Here is a 13,626-nt window from a genome sequence, read left to right as displayed (position 1 = left end):
CTTATCTAGATAAAAAACAAAAAGAAATGAATCAATCGTCATTTGTTATGGGACTGATACACTCTGATAAGCCAGAAGGAAATTATTTTAGAGATAAAGTGCAAAAAGAAAAAGACCCTAAAGAAATGGGTAACAGTAATAACCAACACTTTGCATTAAATGTTTCTTATGCAGATAGAACTTTTAACCGTGGTATCAATATTAATCTAACCGAAAAACTTCAAAGACGCGAAGAGTATAATGACGAATTCCCTACTGTTACAGGATATAAAGTTTATAAAGATGGAAATTTAATTGATACACTAACTTATAAATGAGAAAACAGCGAAAGAAATAATGCTGGTACTTTAGAAAGAAAAGAATTTAAAGCTACATTAAGAAACTTTAAGCTCAATACTGAACACTTAAATGATTTAAATGGAATTACTTTAAAACCAATCATGGATCAAAGAGGTGATTTTAGCTATGATGTTAAATCAAGTGTGTTTAAATTTGATGAAGCTACAGGTACACTAACAGGTAATCTTTCATATACAATTTCTAAATATAAATTAGCTAAAGATGCTCTGGATGATAAATTATTAAGATCTCAATGAGAATCAGTCTTATTGTACAATGATACACAGCTAACTACTCAACAAAAGAGTGCGATAAGAAATGAGATGAATGCAAAAGACTGATTTAAACATCGTTTTGATGGTGAAACTCAATACGATTCAAAGAAAGCTTCAACATTATATTCAACATTTTGACAAGATTTAATTAAACATATATCTCAATTAAACTACTACAAGAATAAAAAACAAGACTTAATCAGCTTACTAGATGGAGTTAACTATAGACTTTCAGATAATAAAGCTGAAATAGATAAACTGTTAGCTGAAATTACAAAAGCATCTAATATTGACTTAGATAATTTAAAAGTTAATATTCAAAATAATGGAGAAGTATTATTAAACGATAATATTAAAATCAATCCTAAAGAACTTAATTTAGATGAAAAATTTTCAGCCCTTAAAAAATTAATTGCTGAAATGAATGGTCAAAGCAATTTTGATAAAATCACTAAAGAAATTGATGCAAAATTAGAATTAATTAAGAAAAACATTTCATTATATAATCTTGCTTCAAATTTAGATAATAAGCAAATCGATTCAAGTTCTAGACTACTTCAATACGAAGCTTTAGCAGAAAATACATCTAAATTAGAAGAATACTTGCATGATGTTGTGTTAAATGAAAACACAAATGTTGCCAATTATAAAACGTTAGTAAATAAATATTTAGATAACTATGCTAGATATCAAGTTATTGAAAGTTTTGTAGCAAACATTAGAAATAAAGATTCTAAAGAATATAAACAAATCACTAAATTATTAGGATATGGTGAATCTTTAGGCGAAAATGTACTAGGCGAATATAACTTAGATACTTTAGTAGCTAGAATCAATGATGAGTCAGATGCATATTCTTTAAGTCCTGGTGATGATCCTAAAATTATTCCTCTTAATAAGCAAATTGAAACAATTCTTTATATGTGAGGATATTACTCGGATTATGAAGGAATTAAGTCTTGATACGATCCTGAAACAGGACAATTAAATGAAGATAAAATAGCTCAAATTAAGTCAACTTCATTAAGTAATTTTGATACAAGCTCATATTTATCTGATTTCATGCGTAATGTAGCAATTCGTGGTGTTGAAATCAAACCAGCTAATAATATTTATGAATTTATTGAAAAGAAAATTCAAGAAGATGAAAATTTAGCTGATAAATTAAATAAGATACTTAAAGAAAATAACTTTAACTACTGAAATACACTTAAAAATAATGCACAAAGTAAATTTAATAATTCATCATTGAGACAAGAATTTATTAATGAATTATTTACTAAATTACAAAGCTCAGTAGAAAATATTTCTAAAGTAGAGGATGTTGTCTTATTAAATAATTCAGGTTACTTAGACGCCTTATACAACTACTCACTAGATAAATTCTTAGTTGATAACAATAAGTTATATCTAGCTGGTGATGAATCAAAAGCTTCAGAAGCAAAAGTGAATGCTCAAGAAGAACTAAAAACAATCCTAAATGCTCTTCAAGAAGCTTTAAAACAACTTGCAGATAAAGAAGCTTTAATTGATTCAACTAATTTCCTAAATACTCTAGTTGAAGCAAGAATTAAATTAGGTAATTCAAAAGCTTTAGCAACTAAATTTGCTGCTCAAAATTCAGAAAATAATAAAGTTAAGTCCGATGTTGAATTAAGCAATATATTAGATCAAAACTTCTTTGTTAAGGTTTATAAAGAAGCTGTAAGCACATATAAAGAAAAAGTTAAGGAACTTACTTATTATCCAAATAATGGGCATCAAAATAAAGATAAGTTTATTAAAGAATATGAAGCTCAATTAGATAAAACAATTGCTTCATATGTTCTTACTAAAGAAAGAATTAAATCAGATCCGATTTCTTCGATGCTAGAAACAGATCCAAATGTAGCTTCATTAGGTGATATTTTCACTTTAGATTTAAACAAATCTTCAAGCGACAGTTCTAAAGCAATGGAAGCGCTTGTTGAATCTGAAAATGACTTTATTGATGAATACTATAGATCTATTTATGATTCACTTGAAGAATTTGATAAAGCTATTAAAGCATTCAAAGAAGCTGCTGAAGAAGCGACAACAAGTCATAATATCAGTGAAAACATCATAAACAAAGTAAATAATGAGGCTGAAGGTTTGGATAATGCTAAAGAGGTTATATCATTACAATCTTCATTAGAACAATTGAAAAAGGATCTACAAAAACTTAAAGGAATTAAAGAAGATTTCTTAGATATTGAAAAAATTAAAAAATCTAATAATTACAAATTCTCAGATGATAAAAACAAAAATGATTTTGATAAAGCATATGCAGAATTTGAAAAAGAATATAACGAAATTGTTGGCTATAATCCGGACTTAAACAAAAATACTATTTCTACTTTAGATGCTAAAGCAGTATCTTTATACAATACTTGAAAAGATAAGGAACAATTCAAATTATTAAATGGTGATTCAAATTTAGAAGCTTTAAATCAACAAATTAATCAAAGCAACTACACACTATTTGATGATGAGGAAGGCAAAAAACTTCTTAAGGATTACCTACCACTTACAAGCGATATTGCTAAAGCAAGAAATACTGCCGACAAATACAATAAACTTGAAGAACAAATCACTAATGTTAATAATTTAGTAAATGTAGACCACCCTCAAGTTATTGCTTCTAGAGATTATTTAGATGCTGATAAGTCTCTAAAAGATAACTACGATAATACTGTTGCATCTTTAAAAGGAATTAATCAACAGTCAAAAGAATTAATTAATTCATTAGCATCACAAGGCGCTAAAATTGTTGCTGAATTATTTGCAGATGCTACTCCAAATGAAGAAGAATCAGCATCTAATTCACTTATTGCGAAATATTCTAAAGCTCAAACACAATATGCTAATGATAAGAAAGCATTAAATGGTGAAGAGAAACTAAAAGAATTAATTAAAGAAAAGCAAGCTCAAATTGATGAATTTACACATATTTCTCAAGAATTAAAAGATACCTTTAAAGATGAAATTGGCAAATTAAATTCAACAGCTGATGTCAATAGTAAATTTGAGGAATACTCAAATATCAATAATGCTTATGGTGCAGCTATAAATGAGTTAAACAAATTAAATAAGTTAATTAATGGTGATGAGTATAAAGCTCTAACAAATCAAGCTGAAAAAGCAAGCCTAGATGCTGATATCGAATTTATTAAGTCTAATTTCGATGAAACAATGCAAAAAGGTATTGTAAATCAAAATAAAGAAGCAATTAAGGTTGTTGAAGATAAAATTAAAGAAATTTCTCAAGTAATTAATAATAAATATAAAGAACTTCAACAACTTAAAGCTACTAAAGTGGCTCAATTAGCTACATATCCAAACTTATCAGTAAAACAAAGCGAAGAATTAGCTCAAAACATTAATGAAGCTAAAACTTTTGATGATGTTACTTCTGCCTTTAATAAAGCTCAACTCCTAGATACAGCTATGAAAGCATTAGCTGATGCTATATCAAGTGCTAATGAAGTTAAGAAAACTAATAAATACATATTAGCTAGTGAAACTCCTAAAAACGCATTTGATGCCTTAACTTCAGAAAATATGTTAAGTCAATTAGCTAAAGAAAAACAAACTTCATTAGATGCTAGTGAAATTAGTAAAAAAGCTCAAGCATTAGTGAAAGCTACACAAGCACTAGATGGTGATACTGAATTTGAAAAATTAGTAAACTCAGCTGTAAATGAAATCAAGCAACTTGAAAATCTTTCACCTGAACAAATATCTAAGGCTGAAGAAATTATTAAAGCAGTTACTACAAAAGATGATTTAGATAGCAAAAAATCAGCAATTGTAAACTTTGATAAAGCAATCGGAGATGCTACTTCTGCTGATACAACTGCTAATGAAGTAAAAACAACACCTAATTATAAAGAAGCTGATTCAAGCAAGAAATCTCAATACGAACAAGCTAAAAGTGCATTAGAGGAAAAACTATATAGTGCTAAAGCAAATGCTAATTTAGATGACTTAGCCACAGCTACAAAAGAATTATCTAATGCTAAAGAAGCTTTAGAAAATATACTTCTAGATGGAAATGCTCGTTTAGATGAAGCTAAAAATCAAGCTAAAAAAGATATTGAATCATTAGTCAATATTGATGCAGATCACGTTAAGAAACATTATGAAGCTTTAGTGGAACAAAAAACATCTATTGAAGAAATAAATGAAGTAAAAGCTACAGCAACTCAAGTTGATACAGCTGCTAAGGCATTAAAAAATCAAGTTAATACAAGTGAAGTTTTAGTAACTGAACCTGAATATAATTTAGCTACATCTCAAGCTCAAAATGACTTGCAGCAAGCTTTAAACAATGCTAAAGCAGTATTAGATGAAACTAAATTATTAAATGATCCTACACAAAACGTAGATCAACTTAATGATTTAAAAGAAAAATTAGTTCATGCAAGTCAATTATTAAATGAGCAAGCTGAAAAAGTATTAAAAGCTCAAAAAGATGCTATCGAAAAGATTAATAAATTAGAAGATTTAACTTCAAAACAAAAAGAAGAACAAATTGCTGAAGTTAAGAAAGCCAATAATGAAGAATCTATAGCTCAACAAGTTAAAAAAGCTGAAGAATTAGATAAAGCAACTAAAGAACTTAAAGATAAACTTCAAGAAGCTAAAGCATCAAAAGAAAATGATGATTATAAATTAGCTGATGAGCAAAATCAAAAAGCTTTAGATGATGCTATAAATGTTGCTGATAAAGCTTTAATTATTCAATTAGAAGGCAAATCTAAAGAAGAAATTCAAAAGCTTCAAGAAAGCCTTGCAACAGCTATAAATGGATTAAATGGTTCAGATAATTTATCTAATGCTAAAGAAACAGCTAATAAAGAAATTGAAAAATTAGAAAACATTAGCAAAAAGCAAAAAGAAGATCTAGAAAAACTTATTTCTAAAGCAAAAACACCTCAAGAAGCTAACGAAATATCGCAAAAAGGTAAAGTGCTTAATGATGCTATAAAATCAGCCGAAGAAACACAAAAAGGTGCTGATGAAGCTAAGAAAACAACTCCATATACAGAAGCTTCTGCAGGAACTAAAATAGCATTTGAAAAATCTAAAGATAATTTAGACAAAGGGATTTCTGCTGCTAAAGAAGTAGATCTTTCAAATGGAAGCAATCCAATTGAAGAGTTAGTATCTGATCTAACTTCTAAAGTTGAAGACACTAAAACAAAACAAGGTGCTTTAGATGGTGAAAGTCAACTTCAAGCTAAGAAAGACAGCGCTAAAGATAAAATTAATGAGTTAGTAAACTTATCTAATGAAGCGAAAGAATCACTTAAAGGCGAAATCCAAGGCGTAAACACATCTAATTTAATTCAACCTATTGTTGATAAGGGTACAAGTCTCGATAAAGCAACGAGTGCGTTAAAAGAAAACCTAAATAGACTTAAAGAATTACAAAATAAACCAAGTGCAGCTAACTTTGAGCAAGGATTAACTAATGAAATTTCAGCTGCTATATCAGAAGCTGAAGAGTTATTAGATAATAGCCTATTAAAAGATAATAAAGATAACAATGCTGTAACAAATACAAACGAAAAACTTCAAAATGCTATTGATAAAGTGCAAAAATCTTTAAGTGAATTTGAATCTAAGAAATCTAAAGCTAAGTCTGATATCAATAACTTAGCCAACTTATCATCAAAACAAAAAGAAGAATTAAATAACGAAGTTGATAGCACTACAACACAAGCGCAATTAGATGAAGCTATTGAAAAAGCAACGGAATTAAATAACTCAATGGGTGCATTAATTGCTAATGTAGCTGAGTTAGATAAACAAGTTGCTTCAAATAACTATAAATTTGCAACTGTACAAAATCAAAGCGATGTAAATGCATTAACAAATAATGGTGAAAGAGATAAATTGAACAAGGAAGCTATTACAACAACTAATAAAGATGATGTAAACGATCTTGCTGGAAGAATTTCTCAAGCTATAGCTAAATTAGATGGAACAAATAATTTAGAAACTGCTAAAGGCGAAATTACTAACTTAAATAATTTATCTTCAATTCAAAAAGAAAAAGCTAAAACATTATTAGAAAACACAGCTAATAAAGCAGAATTAGATGCTAAAAAGTCTCAAGTTGTTGCACTTGATAGTGCTATCTCTCAATCCGAAAGTGCTAATACAGATGCTGAATCTATTAAAGAACAAGTTAAATATAAGCAAGCTGATGATTCTAAGAAAGCAACATTTGATGAAAAATTATCAGATTTAAGTTCTAAACTAGCAAACGCTAAAAACGATAATGAATTAGCGACTTTAGAAGATAGAATATCTAGTTTAGTTCATGCTCAAGAAGAACTAAATACAGCTAAAGAAGCTTTAAATGGAACAAATAATCTTGAAACTAATAAAGCTAAAATTAATGCATTAGATCATATATCACAAGGTGTAAAAGATTTTTACATCCGTGAATTAGAATCTAAATCTACTTTAGAAGAAGCTAATAAAGTTGTTGAAAAAGCAAATAACGTAAATGAATCTACAGAAGCTTTAAAAGATATTATCTCTCAAGTTGAAACAGATAAAACAGAAGCTGAAAACCACTATGATTTAGCCTCAGATGATACTTTAAGCAAACTAGAAACAGCTTTAAACAATGCTAAAGAAGTATTAGAGGATAATAAATTAAAAGTCGCTAAAGAATCAAGTGAATTAGAAATATTAGCTAATGTTCTTGCTCAAGCAAATACTAAGGCATTAAAAGAAGCTAGTGATATACATCAAGCAAGAGAAAATGCTAAAGCAAAAATTCAAGAGTTATCAGACTTAACCAACGCCCAAAAAGAAGAACAAAAAGCTGAAGTTGATAAAGTAAAAACAGTTCAAGCAATTAATGAAGCATTTAATAATGCTAATGACTTAAATACAGCTACAAAAGAACTTAAAGAAAAAGTAAATTCAGCTAACGAAACTAAAAATGATAATCAATATAAATTAGCTACACCTGAATTACAAAATGCCTTAGACACAGCTGTAAAAGCTGCCAAAGATGCTATAGAAGCAGAATTATCTAATAAATCTAAAGATGATATAAATGCATTAAATGCAAACATTCAAAACGCTTTAGAAAAATTAGATGGAAATGCAAATCTTGAAAATCTAAAAGCTCAAGAAAAAGCCAAAATAGATGATCTAGAAAATCTAACACCTGAACAAAAATCTCAATTTAGAAACAAAATTGATGAAAAGAATGATCCATCAGATATTCAAGCTTTAGTAAATAATGCTGATAAATTAGATAAAGCTATAGCTCAAGCTCAAAAAGTTCAAACAAAAGCTAGTGAAGAAACTAAGTCAACTATTCCTTATAAAGAGGCTTCAGAAGGTACAAAAACACCATTTGATAATGCTTTAAGCGATTTAGGTTCACAAATTAATATCGCTAAAGGACAAATTCCAAATCCTGATAATGTTGATCAATTAATAAATGATTTAAACAGAAAAGAAAATGCCTTAGCTACAGCAACAAACAATCTAGATGGACAGCAACAACTAGATAACGCTAAACAACAAGCTATAGATACAATTAATGCATTAGATAACTTATCTGATGAAGCTAAAAAACAATTTACTGATAAAGTAGGCAACGCTACAACTATAGCAGAAATCAACCCTATAGCATCTGCAGCAAGCACTCTAGATAATTCAACTAAAGAACTTAAAGAAAAAGTTGCTGAATTAGAAGAAGTAAATGCTCAAGAAGGTGCAAATAACTTTAGTGAAGAACTTAAGAAACAAATTCAAGATGCTCTAGAAGAAGCTAAAGCCCTTACTCCTAGTGGTAAACTAGTTAAGGATAAGGATAAAGTCGCAGTAGATGAAACTAAAGAAAAAATACAAAGTGCTATTGATGAAGCTACAACTGCTCTAAAAGGCCTTGAAGAGCTTAAGAAATCTGCTAAAGATGAAATCGATAATCTTCAATACTTATCAAGCTCACAAAAAACATCATTAAAAGGTGAAATTGATAAAGTTAATACTTCACATGAAGTTACTGGAGCAAAATCTAAAGCTGTAGCATTAAATGAAACTATGCATAGTGTAATTGATGCTGTTGAAAAATTAGATCATGCTAAAGAAACTAAAGCATATAAACTAGCTGATAAAGGAAATCAAACAGGTGTAAATAATCTTTTACAACCAGATGCTAGAGCTAAACTAAATAAAGAAGCAATTACTTCAACAAATAAAGATGAAGTAGCAAAAATTGCCTCAGAACAAATTATTCCTGCTATAGATAAGTTAAATGGTGAAGATAATTTAACTAAGGCAAAAGATAAAGTCGATACTTTAGATCAATTAAGTCAACAACAAAAGAATAAAGCAAAAGAATTATTGATATTAGCTAATAGTAAAGCTAAGTTGGATGAAATTTCAACTAATGTAGCAAACCTAAATAAAACTATTTCAGATGCAGTAAGCGAAAAAACTACTTCAGATAACATTAAGACTACATCAAACTACTCACAAGCTGATTATGAAAAGCAAAATAACTTCGATAATAAATTAACTGCATTAGGTCAAAAACTTCAAAATGCTAAAACAAATGAAGATTTAAGCAATTTAGCTAAAACAATTTCTCAACTTAATACAGCTAAAAGTGAAATGGAAACTGCTAGAACAGAATTAGATGGTGATAACAGACTTCTAATAGCTAAGAGAAATGGTTTACAATACATCGATACTCTTGAAAACTTATCTGATGATGTCAAAAAACATTATAAAGATATGGTAGCTGATAAAACAGATATTGGAGATATCGAGGAAGTATTAAATACAGTTGAAATTTTAGATAGTTCTGTAGGCTCAATGAAATATACAATAAGTGATGCTAATAATCTTGTAAAACAAGATAAGTATAAATTAGCTACACCTGAAAGCAAATCAGAACTAGAAACAGCTTTAAGTAATGTAAAAGCTATAATGGATGAAAATGTTGAAAAATTAGCTAATAGAGATAAGACATCTAATGAAGTTAGTGAACTTGATGGCAAGCTTCGTGATGCTATAAATAACATCCAAGATCTAATTTCAAATATTGAAAAATTCCAAAAAGATGCTAAAACAGCAATTGAAGAATTATCTAACCTCACTACTGGACAAAAACAAGATCTTAAAGATGAAGTTGAAAAGAAAACAAATCCAGATGATTTAGATCAATTAATTTCTGCCGCAAACGAACTTGATCAAGTTACAGGAGAATTAAAAGATAAAATAGCTGAAGTAGAAAAAACTAAAGCAACACCTAACTATGAGTTATCTGATTCAGATAAACAAAAAGACTTAACAGATAGTGAAAATAAAGCTAAAGATGAATTAGACAAAGGACTAAAAGGTAAGTCTAAAGAAGAAATCAATAAATTAAAAGATAACCTAGATGAAAAACTAGGTGCCTTAAATGGTGATGATAACTTAAACAATGCTAAAAAAGAAGCTAGCGAAAAAGTTAATGGATTAGAAAACATAAGTTCAAAACAAAAAGAAGATTTTAAAGACTTAATTTCTAATGCTCAAACACCTACGGAAGCTAATAATATCGCTGATAAAGCTAAAGCATTAGATGAAGCTATCAAGAATGCTTCACAAGTTTCTAAAGGCGCTAGTGCAGCTAAAACCACTACACCTTACGTAGAAGCTTCAAATAATACAAAAGAACCATTTGATACATCTAAAGAAAAACTAGATAAAGCTATTACAGAAGCAAAAGAAGCTGATTTATCAAATGGAACTACTCCAATTGATAATTTAGTATCAAACTTACAAAATAAAGCAACAGATACTAAAGAAAAACAAAGTGTGTTAGATGGATTACAACAATTAGACAATGCTAAACAACAAGCTAAAGACACAATTAATTCACTAGAAAACCTATCTGATGAAGCTAAAAAACAATTTACTGATAAAGTAGATGCTGTATCAACTAAAGCTGAAATTGATCCAATTGTAACTCAAGCAAGCACTCTGGATAATTCAACTAAAGAACTGAAAGAAAAAGTTACTGAATTAGAAGAGGCAAATGCTCAAAATGGAGCAAATGACTTTAGCGAACAACTTAAGAAACAAATTCAAGATGTTCTAGAAGAAACTAAAGCCCTTACTCCTAGTGGTAAACTAGTAAAAGATAAGGATAAAGCTACAGTAGATAAAGCAAAAGAAAAAGTGCAAAACGCTATTTATGAAGCAAACGCTGCTCTTAAAGGTCTTGAAGAACTTAAGAAATCAGTTAAAGATGAAATTGATAAACTACAACACTTATCAAATGCTCAAAAAACCTCATTAAAAGGCGAAATAGATGTGGCTAATACTGCTAAAGATATAACAGAAATTAAATCTAAAGCTACAGCATTAGATCAAAATATGGATAGCGTTCTTAAAGCAGTTGAAAAATTAGATCATGCTAAAGAAACTAAAGCATATAAACTTTCTGATGAAGGAAATCAAACAGGTGTAAATAATCTTTTACAGCCAGATGCTAGAGCTAAACTAAATAAAGAAGCAATTACTACAATAGATAAAGATGAAGTGGCTAAAATTATTTCAGAGCAAATTACACCTGCACTAACTGCTTTAAATGGTGAAACAAACTTAGAAAATACTAAAAATTCTATCGATAAGCTAGAAAACTTAAACAAAGAACAAAAAGATAGTGCTAAAGCATTATTAGAAGGAACAAATAGCAAAATTGATTTAGATAGCATGCAAAATAATGTAACTAAATTTAATAAAGCTATTGGCGAAGGAAATACAGCTAATAAGCAAGCTGAAGCTGAAAAAGAAAAAATCGCTTATAAACAAGCTGATAATGATAAGAAAGAAACATTTGATGCTAAATTATCTGACCTAAATTCTAAATTAGGAAAAACTAAGGCAAATAATGCTTTAGATGACTTTGTTAACGAAACAAATGAACTTGAAAAAGTGATTAAAGATCTAAATGTTGCTAAAGACGCTTTAAATGGAGTCGAAAACTTAAATAAAGCTAAAGAACAAGCTGCTCAAGAATTGCAAGATGCAAAAGATTCTTTAGATAAGCTTATTAAAAGTGCAAATAAGATTCAACCTAAATCTAATAAATTAGTATCACAAATCAAGAATGCTGAAGACACCTTAGATAATGATGGCGATGATATACAAGCTATAAAAGACTCTTTTGATAAACTTCAACACAAGATCAATACTAATGAACTTGATTTAACTATCCAAGAAACTCCTGTTCTTCAAGTTCCTAAATACAATAATAAATTACATAATGTAACAACAGAATCTGAAGAAGTTTCTGCAAATGATAAAGCTACAGCAGAAGAAATTAAGGCAGCAACTCAAAAACAAAACTTATACAACAAGCAAGTTGCATCAATTAACGATGTTAACGATCTAAAACATACCAATCCAGCTCAAATTGATAAGTATATAGATAATATTGCTAAAGCTCAAGATGTAGATGGTGTTACAGAACTAAATCAAGATATCAAACAACTTGATAAAAACATGAAGACTTTAGGTGATACATACAATAATATTGATGAAGCATACAAGAATGATCCAAAATCTAAATATGAATATGCTTTATCAACTAAAGAAGAACAAAAAGCTTTAGATGATGCTATTCAAAATGTAAGAAATATTCTTCCACCTGCAAGTAAGGTTTATAAAGATAATAAAGCTAGTCAAATCGATGAACTTAATAAAGGATTAACAAAAGCCTTAAATAACTTATCAGGAAAAGATAAATTTAAATCATTAGATGAAGTGTTTAATGATAATAAAGCAAAAGTAGAACAAGCACTTAAATTTGCTACAGAAACAAATGAAAATAGCTTATACAATGCTACGAACGCATTACAAAAAGCTCATAATGATGCTACAGCAAAAGCCCAAAAATTAATTCAAGCTTATAAACAAAGTCCTGAAGCATTTGATAAACTTGGTGGAATTGAAGAATTTAATAATGTTGTATCTCAACTTCAAAAAGCTGATAAAGAAATTGCTTTATTCTCAAATGAAGCTTATACAAATGAAAATGGGCAAAGAATTAAAGCAGCTGAAAAATTCTTAAGTCAAAATTCTGATCACCTTAAAGATACTATAGCTAAAAATGGTATTACAGAGTTCGAAAAAGCTACAACATTTGCTCAAGCAGATGAAATTCTTAATAATGTTGCTTTAAGCAATAAAGAAGTTAAGAAATTATTAGATCAAGCTGCTGCATTAATTCATAATAAACTTTCTACAGCTATGGATAGTGATGAAATTAAGAATAATATCAATGCTGCTAAAGCAAATGCTAAAGAAAGCAAAATAAATGCACTTATTAATATCGATTCATTAGCTGATAAAATTAATGCAAATCAAAAAGCATTAGACAATAAACAAAATCAAACAAAGATTGCTAAATCATTCTTTAAGGAATTAGATGAACTTGCTAATGAAATTGCTAAAGTATCTCCTGTTAAAGGTGATGAATATCAAGAACTAGCAAATAAAGCAAATGAATTATTAAATCAAAGTGCAAAACAAACTAAAGTATTTAGTAAACTAGCAAATTCTATTAAGAATAAAGATCTAAAATCATTACAAGAAGCCTTAAATGATTTAGATAACAATAATAAAGCATTAGCTAATGTTCTAGCAAATGAACCTGAATTATTTGAAATATCAAGTAAAGTTGCAAATAACAAAGAAATCAATAGCCAAGAAGCTAAAGCTTTAGAAAACTTAAAAGCAAAAGAAGAATACAAAAATGCATCTCCAGCAATTAAAGCTATGTTGGATTCAGCTAATAAAACAAGCTCAAATAATAGTACATTATGATGACCATTTTTATTAGTGGTTTCAGTAGCTACTTGATTAGCAGGAATTGCATCTTATGTATTTGGAAAAAATAAAAAATAATCATTAAAATTCTTAAAATCCTATAAGTAAATCTTATATATTAGGAGAAAAT

Annotated in this window: 1 protein-coding gene; it reads left to right on the top strand. The window is 28.6% G+C overall.

Annotated elements, in window-relative coordinates:
- Positions 1-26 precede the first annotated feature (26 nt).
- Positions 27-13,574 (top strand): hypothetical protein, encoded by a 13,548-nt coding sequence (locus tag ACX1M8_RS01320; RefSeq protein WP_458836636.1) that lies wholly within the window; start codon positions 27-29, stop codon positions 13,572-13,574.
- The last annotated feature ends 52 nt before the right edge of the window (positions 13,575-13,626 follow it).

The sequence above is a fragment of the Mycoplasma tracheobuteonis genome (assembly GCF_054456995.1).
The sequence above is the reverse complement of the archived record's forward strand: the minus strand, read 5'-3'. Positions and strand labels throughout refer to the sequence as shown.